The sequence below is a fragment of the Duganella sp. Root198D2 genome, assembly GCF_001428585.1.
In the GTDB taxonomy this organism is placed as follows: domain Bacteria; phylum Pseudomonadota; class Gammaproteobacteria; order Burkholderiales; family Burkholderiaceae_D; genus Rugamonas.
The window spans coordinates 153,815-170,746 of the sequence record NZ_LMIC01000005.1 but is presented as its reverse complement, the minus strand read 5'-3'; the positions used below and the strand labels follow the sequence as shown (position 1 = coordinate 170,746).

General features: G+C 62.2%; 14 protein-coding genes. 9 read left to right on the top strand and 5 right to left on the bottom strand.

Annotation, left to right across the window (positions count from 1 at the left end; genetic code table 11):
* The 5 genes from ASE26_RS08060 to ASE26_RS08040 are packed head-to-tail and all read right to left on the bottom strand — an operon-like array spanning position 1 to position 7,235.
* On the bottom strand, positions 1–1,197 hold the full coding sequence (locus tag ASE26_RS08060) for a type II secretion system F family protein (protein WP_057245947.1): 1,197 nt from the start codon (positions 1,195–1,197) through the stop codon (positions 1–3).
* Position 1,198: 1 nt separating this feature from the next.
* The gene (locus ASE26_RS08055) at positions 1,199–2,893 is read right to left on the bottom strand and encodes a GspE/PulE family protein (RefSeq protein WP_055926621.1); all 1,695 of its coding nucleotides are present in this window, start codon (positions 2,891–2,893) and stop codon (positions 1,199–1,201) included.
* A gap of 6 nt (positions 2,894–2,899) precedes the next feature.
* The gene (locus ASE26_RS08050; RefSeq protein ID WP_055926619.1) at positions 2,900–4,537 is read right to left on the bottom strand and encodes a tetratricopeptide repeat protein; all 1,638 of its coding nucleotides are present in this window, start codon (positions 4,535–4,537) and stop codon (positions 2,900–2,902) included.
* Positions 4,534–6,354 (bottom strand): pilus (MSHA type) biogenesis protein MshL, encoded by a 1,821-nt coding sequence (gene mshL, locus ASE26_RS08045; protein ID WP_055926617.1) that lies wholly within the window; start codon positions 6,352–6,354, stop codon positions 4,534–4,536. Before mshL ends, ASE26_RS08050 begins: the two co-directional genes overlap by 4 nt.
* Positions 6,351–7,235: an ExeA family protein gene (locus ASE26_RS08040; RefSeq protein WP_082507151.1), complete on the bottom strand. Its 885-nt coding sequence runs from the start codon at positions 7,233–7,235 to the stop codon at positions 6,351–6,353. The genes mshL and ASE26_RS08040 overlap by 4 nt, the downstream gene beginning before the upstream one ends.
* A 179-nt stretch (positions 7,236–7,414) precedes the next feature.
* Here ASE26_RS08040 and ASE26_RS08035 point away from each other — a divergent pair, with 179 nt between their 5' ends.
* Genes ASE26_RS08035 through ASE26_RS07995 form a run of 9 tightly spaced genes read left to right on the top strand, consistent with a single transcriptional unit; the run spans position 7,415 to position 16,932 of the window.
* The gene (locus ASE26_RS08035; protein ID WP_055926616.1) at positions 7,415–9,121 is read left to right on the top strand and encodes a GspE/PulE family protein; all 1,707 of its coding nucleotides are present in this window, start codon (positions 7,415–7,417) and stop codon (positions 9,119–9,121) included.
* A 1-nt stretch (position 9,122) separates the two neighbouring features.
* Entirely contained in the window at positions 9,123–10,358 is a 1,236-nt protein-coding gene (locus ASE26_RS08030) for a type II secretion system F family protein (protein ID WP_055926614.1), read from the top strand.
* Complete coding sequence (locus ASE26_RS08025; protein ID WP_055926612.1) at positions 10,355–10,837, top strand: hypothetical protein; 483 nt, start codon at positions 10,355–10,357, stop codon at positions 10,835–10,837. Before ASE26_RS08030 ends, ASE26_RS08025 begins: the two co-directional genes overlap by 4 nt.
* Before the next feature lie 2 nt (positions 10,838–10,839).
* Entirely contained in the window at positions 10,840–11,409 is a 570-nt protein-coding gene (locus tag ASE26_RS31935) for a type II secretion system protein (RefSeq protein ID WP_055926610.1), read from the top strand.
* Positions 11,410–11,433: 24 nt separating this feature from the next.
* Positions 11,434–11,964, top strand: coding sequence for a Tfp pilus assembly protein FimT/FimU (locus ASE26_RS08015; RefSeq protein ID WP_055926608.1), 531 nt, complete (start codon positions 11,434–11,436; stop codon positions 11,962–11,964).
* Positions 11,954–12,541 (top strand): hypothetical protein, encoded by a 588-nt coding sequence (locus ASE26_RS08010; protein ID WP_055926606.1) that lies wholly within the window; start codon positions 11,954–11,956, stop codon positions 12,539–12,541. The genes ASE26_RS08015 and ASE26_RS08010 overlap by 11 nt, the downstream gene beginning before the upstream one ends.
* Complete coding sequence (locus tag ASE26_RS08005; RefSeq protein ID WP_082507150.1) at positions 12,538–13,353, top strand: type II secretion system protein J; 816 nt, start codon at positions 12,538–12,540, stop codon at positions 13,351–13,353. Before ASE26_RS08010 ends, ASE26_RS08005 begins: the two co-directional genes overlap by 4 nt.
* Positions 13,350–13,799, top strand: a complete 450-nt coding sequence (locus ASE26_RS08000; protein ID WP_055926602.1) for a hypothetical protein — start codon at positions 13,350–13,352, stop codon at positions 13,797–13,799. Before ASE26_RS08005 ends, ASE26_RS08000 begins: the two co-directional genes overlap by 4 nt.
* Positions 13,800–13,803: 4 nt before the next feature.
* Positions 13,804–16,932 carry a DUF11 domain-containing protein gene (locus ASE26_RS07995; RefSeq protein ID WP_055926600.1) on the top strand — a complete coding sequence of 1,043 codons (3,129 nt, stop codon included), beginning with the start codon at positions 13,804–13,806 and terminating at the stop codon, positions 16,930–16,932.

The following is a 16,932-nucleotide window of genomic DNA, read 5'->3' as shown; positions in this document are numbered from 1 at the left end:
TCAGATCCTGATCGAACTGATGGTGTCGTAAATCGGCCCGAGCACGGACAGCATGATCCAGCCCAGCACGATGCCGAGGATCACGGTCATCGCCGGCTCGATCATGGATTGCATGCGCTCGATCCGCTCCCTTACTTCGCGGTTGTAGAAATAGGCGACATTGCGCAGCGTCGCATCGAGTGCGCCGGTGGCTTCGCCAACGCGCAGCATGCGCACCACCAGCGGCGGGAACAGCTCGACCTGCTTGAAGGCTGCAGCAACGGTATGGCCTTCCGAAATCAGCTCGCGCGCGCGGCGCATGGCGGCCGCCACCACGCGGTTGCCGGCAATGCCTTCCGACAGGCGAATGCATTCGAGCACGGGAATCCCGGCGGAATACATCAGCGCGAAATAGGTCGCGAAGCGGGCCATGATCAGTTTGTGCAGCACCGGCACCGCACGCAGCATCAGGCGGTCGAAGGCGAAAGCAGTGCGTTCGTCGCGCCGCAACTGCCAGCGCAGCAGCTGCCACGCCAGCACCGGCATCGCCAGCAGTAGGTACCAGTAATGGATAAAGATGTCCGACAGCGCGATCAGGATACGCGTATGCAGCGGCAGCTCCTGCCCCATGTTCTTGATGAATGCAGTCAGCTGCGGCACCAGGTAGATCATCAGGAAGAACATCACGCCGCTGACGATCACCAGTACAAAGGCCGGATAGGTGATGGCCTTGCGCGCCTGCGCCGCCAGCTCATCCTGCCATTTGAGGTTTTCCGCCAGGTCCCGGAAGACTTCATTGACCTTGCCGCTTTGCTCGCCTGCGCGTACCAGGCTGGTAAAACTCTGGTCGAACACCTCCGAATACGATGCCAGCGCACTGGAGAGTTGCAGGCCGCCTTCGATCTTCTCCACCAGGTCGGTAATGATTTCACGCAGCCGCAGGTTGTCGGCGCCATCGCGCAGGTCGCGCAATCCTTCCAGCATCGGCACGCCGGCGCTGCTCATTTGCTCAAGGTGGAAGCAGAAGTTGATCAGGTCGCGCCGCGTCACGCGCTGGCCGCCGATGCGCAGCTTGCGCTGGCGCGTTTCGCGGTAGTCGATCAGGTCCAGCGCCATGCGCTGCAGGCGCAGTTCGAGGTCGGGCACATTATGCGCGTCCATATTCCCCGGCACGATGCTGCCGCTGGCGTCCATGGCGCGGTAAATGAACTGTGGCATATCAGCTCAGCCTGTCAGTGAGGTCGACCACGCGCGACACCTCGTCCAGCGTGGTCAGGCCTTCCATCACGCGGCGCATGCCGTCGTCTACCAGCGAGTGCAGGCCGGCGGCACGGGCGGCATTGCGCAGCTCCCGCGCCGGTGCGCGGCGCGCCACCATTTCGTCAAATTCAGCGCTCATTCGCAACAGCTCCATGATCGCCATGCGGCCTTTGTAGCCCTGGTGCGCGCAGCGGTCGCAGGCGCCGGCGCGGAAGATCGTGACGGGCGCCTGGTCGGCCGGGAGCCCGAGCAGGCGTCGTTCCAGTTCGTCGGCTTCGACCGGCTGCCTGCAGTGCGGGCAAAGCTTGCGCACCAGGCGCTGGGCGATGATGCCGATGATATTGCCCGACAGGACATCGGCTACTACGCCAAGGTCGAGCAGGCGCGGAATGGCGCCGACCGCGGAATTGGTGTGCAGCGTGGAATAGACCTGGTGCCCGGTCATGGCTGCCGCCAGCGCCATGTCGGCGGTCTCCTTGTCACGGATTTCGCCGACCAGGATCACGTCGGGGTCCTGGCGCATCATGGAGCGGATGCCGTCGGCAAAGCCCAGCTTGGCCGATTCGTTGACCGAGGTCTGGCGGATCTGGTGCATGGGATATTCGACCGGGTCTTCCATGGTCATGATGTTCACGGATTCCGTGTTGATATGGTTCAGGATCGAGTACAGCGTGGTGGTCTTGCCGCTGCCAGTGGGGCCGGTGACAAGGATCAGCCCGTCGGGCCGCGCGATCATCAGCTTCAATACGTCGAGTTCATGCTCGGCCAGGCCCAGCTTTTCCAGGGGGACGATGCCTTTCTGGCGGTCCAGCACGCGCAGCACGATGTTTTCGCCATGGGTGGTGGGCTGGCTGCTGGCGCGAAAGTCGATCTGGCGGCCGGAAAACCGGATCGAAATGCGGCCATCCTGCGGCGCGCGGGTTTCCGCGATGTTCATATGGCTGATCACCTTGAGCCGCACGGCCATGGCGGGCCAGTACGAGCGGTGCAGGCTGCGGATCTGGCGCAGGATGCCGTCGATACGGTAGCGGATGCGCAGGAAGCTGTGCTCGGGCTCGAAGTGGATATCCGAAGCGCTGTTCTGCACCGCATCGGCCAGCAGGGCGTCGATCAGGCGCACCATGGGCTGGCTGTATTCGTCGGAGGCGGCATCCAGCGTCACCTCGCCGGTTTCGATTTCGTGCAGGATGCCGTCGATCGACAGCTCAAAACCGTAGTAATGGTCAATGGCGTAGGCGATATCGGAATCGTTGACCAGCAGCGGCACCAGCGTGATGCCCTTGACCAGCATGGCGTTGATCTGGTCGAGCGCGACGATGTTGGTGGTGTCGGACATGGCCAGCACCAGTTCATCGGTCGCCCGTTCGTACACGATGGGGAAGACCCGGTAGCGCTTGGCCACCTCCTTGGGAATCAGCTGGAGTGCAACGGCGTCGACCACCAGGCTTTTCAGGTCGGCCGAGCGGGTATTCAGCTTTTCGCTGAGCGCCTCGCGCATCGTCGCTTCGGTCACGAAGCCGAGCGCAATCAGCAACTTGCCCAGGGGCTCGTTGTTGCGTGTTTGCTCGGTCAGTGCGATCCGCAGCTGGTCTTGGCTGATGACGCCTTTCTGGATCAGCAGTTTGCCGAGCGGGATTTTCTGCGTGTCGGCCATTGTGCTTTATCGGGGCGGCGTTTCCAGGATTTGCAATCGCTTGCGGACGGCTTCGATGTTGAATGTTGGAGGACTGGCCTGCGCCAGTTCCAGCGCGCGGCGGTAATAGGTTTGGGCCAGGCGCGGCTGGTTCATGCGGTCAAGGCCGACGCCAAGGTTGAAAGCGTAGTCCGCGTTTTCGGGCATGGCGCTGAAGGCGCGGAAGTAGCTTTGCTGGGCTTCCGGCCAGCGGCCCTGGCGCGCGAACAGGTTGCCAAGGGCGAATTGCACGGGGCCGGAGTCGGGGTGCTGGCGCGCCAGGCCGCGCAGTTTGATCTCGTTTGCCTGCAGGTCGCCGGGGCGCAGTTCGGTGAGTCCGGCCAGGGCATCCGGGTCGTTGGGGTCCAGTTCGAGCAGGCGCAGGTAATTGCTGGATGCCTGTTGCCCATCGTGTTCGCGCAGCGCCACGGCGGCGGCGCCGAGCAGTGCGTCGCGGTTCGTCGGGTCTTGCAGCAGGGCGAGATCGTATTGCTGGTGCGCGGTGGCGAGGTCGCCGGACTTCAGGGCGGCGTAGCCATTCTGTACGGCTGGCTCGACCTGGCTCGACGCCGTGCTGCGCACAAACTGGACGGTGCCGGTGTCGCCTATTGCTGTTTTAGGCGCAGGCGATCTTACGACGCTGGCCGCAATGCTGCCGGCATTTTGTGCCTGCAGCCTGCTTTGCCCTCCAGCCGGTTGCGACGCTGCCGCGCCCTCTGCGCGCACCTGCCGTGCCGCGCGTTCCCCGGCGTCGCGCATTGCTTCGGCGCGAATGGCGGGATCGGTGATGGCGGCAAGCTGTTCGGGCGTGGGGATCGCAACCTCGGCATTCGGGCGCGAGGCTGGCGCTTTTGCGGCAGGCGTTGGCGTTGGCGTGGCAGCGCCTGCGCCGACCAATCCCGAAGTCCCGTTGGCGCCCGCCGAGGCAAACGAGTCGCCCGCGCCGGCTTCGGCTGCACCGGCGGCGCTGCCTGGTGCAGCGGCCTGCAGGCCGGGATCGCCGCCGGGCGGGGTAACATAGGGTGTCACCGGTATGGGCGCACCTTGCTGCGAGCCGTCCTGCGCTACCGGAGGCGATCCGGGCGCCGGCATGGGCACCATCGGCAGCCGCGCTCCGGGGCCGGGCGCTGACACGGCACGCCAGTAAATAAAGGCAAATACCGCGAGCAGGGCCGCCAGGGCGGCGGCCAGGATCGCAAGCCGGCGCGGTGGCGAGGCCATCGCCCGCTGCAATCCCGCGCTGCGCGACCCGCCAGCCTCCATGCCTTTCCCTGGGCCAGCGGCGGCCCCGTTGCCCGGGCTGCCTGCCGCCGCGCGGGGCGAAACTGTGGCGCGTGGGGCGGCCGCTGCAGGCGGCGGCTGCTTCGGCTCATGGCGCGCTTGCGGCGGCACAGGGTCATGTGCCGCTTCCTGCGCCGCAACGACCGGTGGCTCGGCATCAAGCGGTTCGAGCCGCCAGGCGTCAGGCATGACAGCGAAGGCAGGTCCGCCTTCGATCGGCGCAGGCGAAGGCACGGCATCCGCACCAAATGGTGGCGGCTCCAGGCTGGGCTCGTGTTCCGCATCATGTCCGTTCTGCGCGCGCGCGCGTTCGGCCTTGCGCAAGGCCTGCATCAGCAAGCTCATAATTCACCCGCCGGCCGCGGGGGCATGAGGTAGCGGTAGCTGCGATAGTCGCCAGCCAGGCTGGCATCCTTCACGACCACCGGCCGCAGGAAGATCACCAGTTCGGTTTTGCTGGCCGTCTCATTACGGTACGAGAACAGGTTGCCCAGCACCGGCACGGAACCGAGCAAGGGAATGCTGTCTTTCTTGTTGTCGACGGAATCCTGCATCAAGCCGCCCATGACGGCGACCTGTCCGCTCTGGATCTTGAGGATGGACTCCATTTCACGGGCCTGGATCACCGGTACCCGGCTCTTCACATTCTGTTTGCTCAATTCGGGATTGGGGTCCTCGACATAATCGACAATGCGCGTAATGGTCGGCCGCACATTGAGCGTGACTTCATCTTCCGCCGAAATCTGCGGCGTTACGCTCATGACGAAGCCCACTGGTACCGTCTCCACCTTGGACTCATAGGTGGCCGGCGTCGCAATGGTGCCGGTCGACGTGAGGACCGCAGGCGTGACTTTCAGCGTAAAGAAGATGCTGTTGTCGACCACTTTCAATAAAGCCGTCTGGTTGTTCAGCACGCTGATCTTGGGGCTGCTCAGCACCTTTACTTTGCCAAACGATTCCAGCAGCTGGATGGTGGCCGTGATATTGCCGAAGCGTGTAGTCGGGTTGGCGTAGTCAAAGATGAAGACCCCGGCCGAGCTTTTTGGCGCTACGCCGGAGGGAAGTGGTGTGGTGCCGACCTGTCCCTGTCCCAGCTTGCCATTGCTATTGATGCGCGCCCAGTTGATGCCCTGCTGGTACTGGTCGCTGAGCTTGACCTCGATGATGGTCGCCTCGATCAGTACTTGCCGTTTGGCGGTGGACATGATGATGTCGAGGAATTCCTGTACCTTTTCATGCTGCCGGCTGGTGGCGCGCACGGATAGCAAACCGCCTTCCGGATTGGCGATCACGGACGGCGGGTTACGGCCCGCTGGGGCCCCGCCGTTACCGAACGCGGTATTCGCGGCAGGCCCGCCAACTAGTGCGCGTGCCTGCGCCGCACTGGCCTGCGCGCCAGGGTAGCCGGCTTCCGGTGCAGCACCGCCTCCGGCCTGCATTTGCTGCATCATCGCATTGGCTTGTTCGCGCATCTGCGCCAGCGGATCGGTAAGCTGGTCATTGAGCGTGGTCGGGCGCAGCATATCGCGAATATTCTTCTCGAGGCTGTACCAGAAATTGTTATCGGAACGATTGGCAACCGATGTCGTGGAGTTGTTGTTGCCGCCGCTGCCCAGCGAACTGCCGGCAGTGGGTACCGGGTTGGATGGCGTGCCGCCGCCACCGTAGGCAGAACCGCCCGTGGTGGAAATCTGCGTCGCGATACTCACGCTGCTATTGGTGCTGCGCGCGATATTGACGTAGTCGATCTTGTAGTGGTTCCAGTACGGCTGGTCCGGCAGCACCAGCAGGTTCTTTCCCTGCAGTTCGTAGCGCATATCGACTTGCTTGCCGATGCGCGCCAATAGCTGCGGCAAGGTCTGGTCGAGTGCATTCAGCGTTACCGTGCCATCAATAGCAGGATGCACGTCGACATTCAGCCCTGCATCGCGCGCCAGCGCAAACAGCACCGATTGCACCGGTACGCGGTGCACCGACACGCTATAGGTCTCCTGCCGCGCAGCCGGCCGGGGCGGCGCAAGTGCGGCGCTTTGCTGCACCGGTTCCGGAATCGCGCCTGCCACCGGCTCGGGTTCGGCCACATGGGTAGGGGATAGGGGAAGTTTCGGCGCTGCGCAAGCCGCAAGCAGGACGCATAACAGGGAAGCCGCAAGGTTCTTCATGTCGTTCGCCGCCTGAAGCAAGTTGCCAGGAGTTTATCGAAAACGATCATACTGCGATTACCGCGAACCACCGCGCACGAATAAAGGCTGTCTTCAATCGCCTGCCGCACGTGGTAGGAATTTACATACGGCAAATCCTCGGCAAAGGCAGCCATCAGCGATTTGTCCGCCAGTACATTGATGCGGCGAACGATGCCTTGCGAGCCGCGCGCAATCAGCCGCACCGCGCCTCGGCTGAACAGTTCCGGCCCCTGGTAGCCTGCAGCGCGCAAGCGGTGCGACAGGAAGTAGGGGATCTGCTCGCGCGGCATCGGCGGCACATTGAAGCTGTGCGTGATGCGCTCGCGCAGTTGCCGCATGCGCGGCAGGGCCAGATGCTCATCCAGTTCCGGCTGGCCGAATAGCACGATCTGCAACAGCTTGCTGCTGGCGGTTTCCAAGTTGGTCAGCAGGCGCACCTGCTCCAGCGTTTCAAGCGGCATCGCCTGCGCTTCTTCGACCAGGAGCACCACGCGGTGCTTGGCGGCATGGCGAGCGATCAGTTCGGCGTGCAGGGCGCGCAACACCTCATCGGCACGGCGGCCGTTGGTGTTGAGTCCGAGCTCGGCGGCGATGGCATGCAATACTTCCTGCGGGCCCAAAGTTGGATTGACGAGGTAGAGCACGTCGACGCCGCGCGGCAAGCGCGCCTCGAGCATGCGGCACAGCATGGTCTTGCCGCAGCCGACTTCGCCGGTCACCTTGACGATACCTTCGCCTTGGGTGACAGCGTAAAGCAAGGCGGACAGGATTTCGCCGCGCGTATTCCCGCTATAAAAAAAGGCGGGGTTCGGCGTAATGCCGAAGGGGGCCTCGTGCAGGCCAAAATGTTGCTGGTACATGGCGGCGTGCAGGCATCGGGTCGATTGGAAATGGGCCCTGCAATTGGATCACGTATCGCAAGAATTCGTCGCGCTCCAGCATCGTGGCTGGAGTGTGGTTATTCTGCTAACTGGATTTGCTATGCTTGCACGATTCCTTCGCATACAATGCCAGCAAATAATGTAATCGGGGAAGTGGTATGACGAGACCGGAAAAGGTTCGTTTAGGTGAAATCCTGGTGCAGCAAAAGCTGCTGTCGGAAGAACAGTTGGGCATGGCGCTCGCGGAGCAGAAGCGCAGCGGGCGAAAACTGGGGCGGGTGTTCGTTGAACACGGCTTTGTCACCGAAGAACAGATTTCCGGCGCGCTCGCGCGCCAGCTCAACATCCCCTACATCAACCTCAAGTTCTACCAGATCAGTTCCGACCTGGTTCGGCTGCTGCCGGAAACCCAGGCGCGCCGCTTCCGCGCCCTGGTGCTGGAAGACCGCAAGGGAACCATGCTGGTCGGCCTGTCCGACCCGACCGACCTGTTTGCGTATGACGAAATTGCACGCCTGCTGAAACAGACTATCGAGCTGGCCGTGGTCAACGAGACCGAGGTGCTGGCCGCCATCGACCGCATTTACCGCCGCACGGAAGACATCTCCGGCCTGGCACGCGAGCTGGAACAGGAGATGGGCGAGGGCTCGGTGGACTTTGGCGCACTCGCTGCCGCCAGTCCGGGGCTGGAAGAAGCGCCGGTGGTCAAGCTGCTGCAATCGCTGTTCGACGATGCGGCCCAGGTGCGCGCGTCCGACATCCACATCGAGCCGCAGGAAGGCCGGCTGCAGATCCGCTTCCGTATCGACGGCGTGCTGCACCTGCAAACGGAAGCGGATATCAAGATCGCGCAGGCACTGGCGCTGCGCCTGAAACTGATGTCCGACCTGGACATCTCCGAGAAGCGCCTGCCGCAGGATGGCCGCTTCGCCGTGCGGGTGAAGGCTGCCCGCATCGACGTGCGTATTTCCACCATGCCGACGCAGTACGGCGAATCCATCGTCATGCGTTTGCTGAACCAGAGCGGCATGACTTTGCGCCTGGATGCCATCGGCATGCCCAAGCCGTTGCTGGACCGCTTCCGCGCCATCGTGGCGCGCCCGAACGGCCTGGTGCTGGTGACCGGGCCCACCGGCAGCGGCAAGACCACCACGCTGTACTGCGCGCTGGCCGAACTCAATTCGATGGAAAAGAAACTGATCACCGTCGAAGACCCGGTCGAATACCGCCTGGCCGGCATCAACCAGGTGCAGGTCAATGAGAAGATCGAGCTCGATTTTGCGCGCGTGCTGCGCTCCGCGCTGCGCCAGGACCCGGATATCGTGCTGGTCGGCGAAATGCGCGACCAGGAAACCGCCCAGATCGGCCTGCGCGCCGCAATGACGGGCCACCTGGTGCTGTCGACCCTGCACACCAACGATGCCGCCAGCACACCGCTGCGCCTGATGGACATGGGGGTGCCGCGCTATATGGTGGGCAGCTCGCTGCAGGCCGTGCTGGCGCAGCGCTTGCTGCGCCTGATCTGCGAGTCCTGCACCACGCCTTACACCTTGACGCCGAACGAGCACGAATGGCTCAGCCTCGAGCTCAAGGACAAGGTCGACATGGGCCGCTACTTCTATGGCAAGGGCTGTTCCCATTGCAATGGCCTTGGCTATCGCGGACGCACCGGGATTTATGAGCTGCTGGAAATGACCCAGTCGGTGGTGGACGCTGCCAATGATCCGGACCCGGCAACCTTCCTCAAGGCTGCGTCCCAGCAGATGGCCGGGCAGACCCTGCGGCGCCATGCGGTGCAGCAGGTGGTGCAGGGACGTACCACTGTCTCGGAGGCGATGCGTATCAGTAACCAGTTAGAGGATTGAGTTGCCTTATTTCGCATACAAAGGCCGGAATGGCCGTGGTGAATTGCTGGCCGGCGTGCTGGAGGGCGCGGACAGCGGAGCCGTGGCCGACCAACTGTTTGCAACCGGGGTGACCCCGGTAGAAATTACCGAGACCGCCAACCGCGCCACTGGCAAGTCGGGCTGGAGCCAGCTGTGGGAAAAGCTGACGGAAAAGAGCGTCAATTCGATGGACGTGCAGCTGTTCAGCCGGCAGATGCATACCTTGCTGAAATCGGGGGTGCCCATCATGCGCGGCCTCGCTGGCTTGCAGGAGTCGGCCATCAGCAAAGCCTTTGCCCGGGTGATCGCCGACCTGCGCGAGTCGCTCGATGCCGGCCGTGAGCTGTCGGCATCGATGCGGCGCCATCCGGAAGCATTCACGCCGTTTTACCTGTCGATGATACGGGTCGGCGAAATGACCGGCCGGCTGGACGAGGTCTTCCTGCACCTGTTCGACCACCTTGAATTCGAACGCGATATGCAAGAGCGCGTACGTTCGGCGCTGCGCTACCCGACTTTCGTGGTGATTGCGATGGCGGTGGCAATGGTCGTGATCAATATGTGGGTGATCCCCGCCTTCGCCGGGGTATTCCGCAGCTTGAATGCGGAGCTTCCGCTGATGACGCGCATCCTGCTGTCGACTTCGAATTTCACCGTCAATTACTGGCCCCTGTTCGCCGGCCTGCTAGTCGTTGCGGGCTTCGGCTGGCGCTCATGGATCGCGACCGAAGCGGGGCGCTATAACTGGGACCGATGGAAATTGCGCCTGCCGATCGCCGGCAAGATCATCCACAAAGGAACCATGTCGCGCTTTGCCAGGAGCTTTTCGCTGTCGGCACGCAGCGGCGTGCCGATCGTGCAGGCCCTGACGGTCGTGTCGCAGACCGTGGACAACGCTTACCTGGCTGCCCGCGTCGAACAGATGCGCGACGGCGTCGAGCGCGGCGAAAGCATCCTGCGTACGGCAGTTGCGGCCAATGTCTTTACGCCCGTGGTGCTGCAGATGATCGCGGTCGGCGAAGAAACCGGCTCGCTCGACGACTTGATGGAAGAGATCGCCTCGATGTACGAACGCGAGGTCGACTATGAACTGAAGACCTTGTCGGCGCAGATCGAGCCGATCCTGATTACCTTCCTGGGCATCATGGTGCTGATCCTGGCGCTCGGCGTGTTCCTGCCGATCTGGGACCTGGGCAAAGTCGCTTTCAAAAAATGACGAAGCAGAGCAGGTTCCGGCGTTTTGAAGCATTGGTATGGTTGATCGTTGGTTTGGTGCTACTGGCCGTTTTCCTCGGCAAGATTCCGTTCTACACTAGGAGCGCAGAGGAGCGGGCAATAGATGTGACGCTGTCACAACTGCGCGCCGCAGTGGAAATGCATCGCCTAAGATCCAACGCAGCAACGGATGCGCTTGCGGGCAGCAATCCGATGCAACTGCTGGCGGTGAAGCCCGTCAATTACGTGGGCGAGTTCGCGAACCGGGGCAGCGCTCCGGCCGAACCGGGGACGTGGTTCTTTGATAGGGAGTCGAAGGAGCTGGTGTATGTATTACTTGCCCCAGAGAAATCTTCATTGAAGCAACAACAAATGCTCTATTTCAAGTTAGAATTGCGGCGCTTGCCCGAACGAACCGTCAGGCCATCAGAACCGCCCGCAGAAAATGCCGGCGTTGTTCTGAATCAACTAAATGACTAGCCATGACGCTGGTCCGTATGATTTTTGAACTCATGGGAGAAGTGATGAAAAATATTCCAAACTCGATGAACCGCTCGCAGCAAGCCGGCTTTACCTTGATCGAACTGATCGTTGTGATCGTGATTCTCGGCATTCTGGCCGCAACCGCTCTGCCGCGTTTCCTGGATGTCGGCACTGAAGCACGTGCTGCAAGCGTATCGGCAGTGCGTGGTTCGCTGAACGCTGCAAACGCGATGGTCCATAGCCGCTGGCTGATCTCGCAATCGTCCCCGGTAAAGCTCGAAGGCCTGGACGTCACGGTTGATGCCGCTGGCTACCCGACCGTCACCGGTACGCAAATCGCAAGCATGGCTGGCATCAACAGTGCCGATTACACGACCATCGCCCCAAGCCAGGGGGCAGGTAATGGCCCAGCTACCTCGGCCACTGAAACTGCGTTTGTGCCGAACAGTGTTGCGGGATCGACCAAGGGCGCCAAGTGCTATGTGAAATATACGGCAGCTGTGATCAGCGCGGCAACTCCGCCTGTCGTCACGCCCCCAGTCATTTCGCAAGATACGTCCGGCTGCTAAGCGGCCCGGCAATATAACGGAGCGATGGCAACCAGCGGAGCTTCGCCTGACCGCGGCTTCACAATGGTCGAGCTGATCATTGTGCTGGTTGTTATCGGCATCCTGTCAGCGCTTGCTTTCGGTCGTTTTTTTGCGCGCGGCGACTACGATGCGGCTGGCTTTGCGGCGCAAGCCAGGGCCACCCTGCGCTATGGCCAACAATTGGCGATCGCCCAGAACCGGCCAATATACGTCTACCTTGACGGCACCAGCGTGGCGCTTTGTTTTGCCGCCAACTGCAGTGCTGCCAATCACGTGCGAGATCCTGGCGGCGGCAACAGCTTTAACAGCGGCCAATGCGGCACAGACCGCTCATGGGCCTGTATAGCGCCCCCGGCCAATGTGACCCTGGGGCTGTCGCCGGCTGGCGCCGCAAACAACCATTTCTTTTTCGATGCAGCTGGCAAACCTCAGCTGTCTTCGGGTGCGGAGTTCAGCTCCCTCAACCTCCAGGTGAGTGCCGGCAGTGTACAGCAGGCGGTCAGGGTGCAATGGGAAACCGGCTATGTCTATTAGACGCCAACGCCAGTCGGGCCTGACTTTTATCGAATTGATCCTGTTCATTATCATTGTCGGCATCGCGGCTGCAGCTATCCTGCGGACGCTGGCCAATACCAGCAATACCAGTGCCGACCCGCTGCGCCGCAAGCAGGCCTTGCTGATCGCCGAGGGTTTGCTGGAGGAAGTGCAGCTGGCGGCATTCACATTCTGCGATCCGAGCGACACCACGGAAAACCCTGCGGCGCCCGCCAATTGTGCGACGCCCGAAGGTGTCGGAACCGAGCCCGGCAACACACCACGGCCTTTCGATAACATCAATGACTATGTGGGAAGTCTAGGGGTGCCGGTTGCCGCCTTCAATAACGCGGCCGGCAAACTTGTAGACGCCGCTGGCAACGAACTGGGAGTGAGCGGGTACGCTGCGACGCTCACTTTGCGTGCCGAATCGCTGAACGGGATCACGTCGACCGCTGCGGTCGCGACGCAGGAAGTACTGCGGCTGACGGTGCGCGTGACCCACGGCCCGCTGGCGACCGATTTCGTTGAACTCGACACTTACCGCACCCGTCACTCGCCGCAGGTGGCGCAATGAGGCGGGCAGGGGGCTTTACGCTGATCGAGATGATCGTTGTGATGGTCGTGACCGGCATCGTGGTCGGCATGGTTGCCGTATTCCTGCGCGCACCGGTGCAGGCTTATGTCGACAGCGCCGCGCGCGCCGAGTTGAGCGACGCCGCCGACATCGCGGTGCGGCGCATTGCACGCGAGGTGCGGCGGGCGCTGCCCAATAGCGCGCGGGTCACCGGCGGTGGCACCACGGTGGAATTCTTCCCGACCAAATCCGGTGGGCGCTATCTGGCCGAAGAAGATAACGAGGGCGCCGCCTACCTTGATTTCGTCGACAGCACCGACCGTACTTTTACCGTGGTGGGCCAGATGCCGTCGCCTGCGATTGTGCCTGGCACCGACTCCATCGTGGTGTACAACCTGGGGCCCGGCATTGACCGCGCAGATGCTTACGCGGGCGACAATATTGCCTTGGTCAGTGCGGTGGCGGGCAATACCGTTACCCTGGCCAACAATCCTTTCGCCGGTCCGGGCGGCAGCGCGCCTGTACTGAGTTCGCCTGCGCGCCGGTTCCAGGTGGTGACCGGCCCGGTCAAGTTTGTCTGCGACCTGGCGAATCGCCAGCTGGTGCGGCAATGGAACTACGCGCCGCCAGCTGCAGCGCCGGATACGGCCATACTGGCCACCAACGTCACGGCCTGCCAATTTACGTATGAGGCGAATATCGCCAATACCCGTTCAGGCCTGCTTGGCATCAGCCTGACACTGGCGCGGCCGGATGTGCCGGCGGAGTCGGTGACGCTGTTCCACCAGATCCACGTGGATAACCCGATATGACGACCATGCGCAGACATTCGCGGCAGCGCGGCGTGAGCCTGGTTGCGGCCATTTTCCTGGTCGTGGTCCTGTCCTTCCTGGCGGTGGCCATCGTCACCGTCACCACCACCCAGCAGGCAGCCTTCGGGCTCGACGTGCAGGGAACGCGCGCCTACCAGGCCGCGCGCTCCGGTGTGGAATGGGGCCTGCACCGCCAGTTGCGCAGCGCCGCCTTGTGCCCGGCAGCGAGCGGCGCTTCGTCCACGTCCAGCTTCGCCATGCCGGCCAATACCACCCTGAGCCCCTATACTGTTACCGTGACTTGCACCACCACGGTGCTGGGAGCGATCAAGCGCTATCGCATGCGCTCGGTTGCCTGCAACCAGCCTGCAGCAGGCGCTTGCCCGAATGCGAACAATAGTTCCGACTATGTGCAGCGGGTCATCCAGGTCGATTTCGGAGATTGAAGAAGTGAATAGCCTGTTGCGCCTTTGCCGCTTCCTGCTCACTGCCGCCATGTGCATGGTGCTGGCCGCGCCTGCGCATGCGGATACCACTATTTCGCTGTTCAAGAGCTTTGCCGGCAACGTCAATTTCGTTGGCGCGGAAAGGACGCTGCGCAAGGCGTCCAACACGACCAATCCTTGCACCATTTATGCCGCCAACGAGATCACGGACGTGACCTTGAGCGGGATTCCGACAACGGCCAAGATCCTCAGCGCCCAGCTTTACTGGGCCGCTTCCGGTACCACCACCGATTATGGCGTGGTCTTCGAGGGCAAGGCGATTACGGCGCCCGCCTCGCGCCAGTACAAGAGCGCCACCGTGGGCTACGATTTCTTCAGCGGCGCTTATGACATCACGGCCGAGGTCACCGCCAAGCGCAACGGCAAATATACGTTTTCGGGCCTGACCATCAATAATGCGGCGAAGTGGTGCGATGTGCAGGCCGTGGTCGGCGGCTGGGCAATGGTGGTGGTCTATTCGCTGCCGAGCGAAACGTTCCGCGTGCTGAATATCTACGAAGGCTTCCAGTACATCCAGTACAGCAGCGTGAGCCTGTCGCTGTCGAATTTCAAGATTCCGCCACTGACAACACAGACCGGGCGCATTGCGCACATCACCTGGGAAGGCGACAGCACGCTGAGCAGTACGTCCAACGGCGAGTTCCTGACCTTCAACGGCTATTCGATGTCGAACACCGTCAATCCGCCGGGCAACCAGTTCAATTCCGTCAGTACCATTGCCGGCACCGATTCGGCTTCCTATGGCATTGACTACGATTCTTACACGGTCAGCAGCCCGGTGATCCAGGCGGGACAAACCAGCGCCGCCACGGTGTACCGTTCCGACCAGGACCTGGTGCTGCTGAGCGCCGAGGTGATCGCGGTGCCGAATACGCCGGTGACCGACCTCGGCATTACGATCTCGCGCGATCAGGCGCCGACGCTCGGCCAAACCATGGTGTACACAGTGAATGTCACCAACTATGGCCCGGCGGCGGAGCCGGGCACCGTGCAGGTGGTCGACGACCTGCCTGCGCAAGTGAGCCTGGTGTATGCGGGCGGCGATGGCTGGACCTGCGCCCAGCCCGGCCAGAAAGTCACCTGCAACTACAACACGCCGCTGGATGTTGGCGCCAGTGCGCCGCCGCTACAACTGACTGTCATGGTCAACGCAGTGACGAATTCGCTTAGCAATACCGTCACTGTGAGCGGCAGTGAATTCGACAACCAGATGTCGAACAACACTGCCACCGACACCGCTTCGGTGGACGTGGCGCCCTACGTATTTACGAAATCGAAATGCACCAAGGGCGTGGCGTTCGGCAGCGCAGGACAATGCCTGTTCATTGACTGGAAGAGCGTAGTCGCGGGCGACGATATTCCCGTGTACATCACGCTGGTCAATTCGTCCGGCGTCCCGACCGCTCCCAGTGCGACTTTGCCGACGACGGTCTCGATGCGCTTTGGTATGTCCTGCCAGAATCCAGTCAAGGGATCGTCGGAGTTCGCTTCCTTCCCCGACCGCAGCGCCTTGCTGCCAAAATGCGCGGAGAACAGCGCCACTCCAAGCGGCACGCAATGGTCGGCATATCGCGCCCTGGTGGTCGACGCCAACCAGGCCAGCATCAGCACCCCGCTGACGTTCAATTATTTCGACGTCGGCCGCATCAAGCTTTTCATGCAGGACTCCTTGGGCAAGACGGGCGCCAGCGGGCCGGTGGTGATGCGTCCTTACATGCTGGAGATGGAAGTCTACAAGACCGCTGCAGATGGAACCCGTACCGACAATCCAAGTGCCAGCACTGCCACCGGCGCACAGTTCGCGGCCGCCGGCGAACCATTCACGATACGCGTCGGTGTGCGGACCCGCGACAAGACCAGCGGCACCAAGTACTTTGCGCAGAACTTCGGCAACGAGGTGTCGCCGCGCAGCGTGGATTTCGATCCGGATCCAAGCGACGGCCTTTCCTTTGCCGACATGGTGGCGCGGCCGGCCCTTGAGGGCAGCCTCAATCCGTTTTCGTTGGGACGCTCAAGCGGCACCTTCAACTATCCTGAAGTAGGCATCATTACCGTAAAGGCGACCCTGGCCGGCAACGACTACCTTGGCAGCGGCGGCATCAGTCCGGCCACGACCAATATAGGCCGTTTCGTGCCCGACCACTTCAACACCAAGCTGGAAGCGGCCGACTCGCTGGGGCCTATCCTGCCTTGCCCGGCCGACGTCCCATGTTCCGCCACCAGCGGCATGGTGTATTCGGGCCTGCCGTTTGCCACGACTGTGACGGCGCACGATGTGGAGGGCAACCTGCTGAAAAATTACCGCGGTGCGTTTTCAAAGGCGCTTTACATGTGCGGCGCAGGCAACCAGACGCTCGCGCCGCCCAACGGGGGCGTGTGCCCGGCGCTGGTCTTCGCTGCGGCCGCTCCTGACAATTCCCTGCGGCGCGACAAAAAAGCGGCGATGGTGAAGGACAGCGGCGACATCGATTTCGATAATGACGAAGGGACCTTGTCGCTGTCGGTCGACTACAAACTGGCGAACCCGTATTCGATCACCGGTACCGCGGCTGCCGGGCGCCAGGCGCCTGTCCTGGTGTATGTACGCGCCACCGATGCCGACGGCGTCAGCTCGCTGTACGGATACAACGCGGCGCGCGCATTGGTCGAGGGCGAGGTGGTGCTGGTGAATGCGCGCCTGCAGTTGCCGAACCTGTTCGGCTCGGAGTTGCAATACCAGCCGGTCAACGCGCGCGTGCAATACTGGAACGGTACGCGCTGGGCCACCAGCGCCGGCGATTCGATGGCCGACGTGGTCAATCCCGCTTTGCTCAAATTCACCAACTGCAAGAAGAACCTGTTGGCCGGCGCCAGCTGCAAGCCAGTGCTGGGCGCCACCTCGACCGCACTGCGCTCCATCAGCAGCGGCCAGACGCGCTTCCTGCTGAAAGCGCCGGGTGCAGGCAACAATGGCACGGCGGATTATTACTTCGACCCTTTGCTGGCGCCGGAATGGCTGCCAAGTACGGTGGGCAGGGCGACATTTGGCATTTATCGCAACACACCTGTCACCTATATAAGGGAATTGTACTGA

Coding starts and splice junctions, on each gene's coding strand:
- ASE26_RS08060 (WP_057245947.1), bottom strand. CDS start 1,197: ATGCCACAGTTCATTTACCGCGCCATGGACGCCAGCGGCAGCATCGTG.
- ASE26_RS08055 (WP_055926621.1), bottom strand. CDS start 2,893: ATGGCCGACACGCAGAAAATCCCGCTCGGCAAACTGCTGATCCAGAAA.
- ASE26_RS08050 (WP_055926619.1), bottom strand. CDS start 4,537: ATGAGCTTGCTGATGCAGGCCTTGCGCAAGGCCGAACGCGCGCGCGCG.
- mshL (WP_055926617.1), bottom strand. CDS start 6,354: ATGAAGAACCTTGCGGCTTCCCTGTTATGCGTCCTGCTTGCGGCTTGC.
- ASE26_RS08040 (WP_082507151.1), bottom strand. CDS start 7,235: ATGTACCAGCAACATTTTGGCCTGCACGAGGCCCCCTTCGGCATTACG.
- ASE26_RS08035 (WP_055926616.1), top strand. CDS start 7,415: ATGACGAGACCGGAAAAGGTTCGTTTAGGTGAAATCCTGGTGCAGCAA.
- ASE26_RS08025 (WP_055926612.1), top strand. CDS start 10,355: ATGACGAAGCAGAGCAGGTTCCGGCGTTTTGAAGCATTGGTATGGTTG.
- ASE26_RS31935 (WP_055926610.1), top strand. CDS start 10,840: ATGACGCTGGTCCGTATGATTTTTGAACTCATGGGAGAAGTGATGAAA.
- ASE26_RS08015 (WP_055926608.1), top strand. CDS start 11,434: ATGGCAACCAGCGGAGCTTCGCCTGACCGCGGCTTCACAATGGTCGAG.
- ASE26_RS08010 (WP_055926606.1), top strand. CDS start 11,954: ATGTCTATTAGACGCCAACGCCAGTCGGGCCTGACTTTTATCGAATTG.
- ASE26_RS08005 (WP_082507150.1), top strand. CDS start 12,538: ATGAGGCGGGCAGGGGGCTTTACGCTGATCGAGATGATCGTTGTGATG.
- ASE26_RS08000 (WP_055926602.1), top strand. CDS start 13,350: ATGACGACCATGCGCAGACATTCGCGGCAGCGCGGCGTGAGCCTGGTT.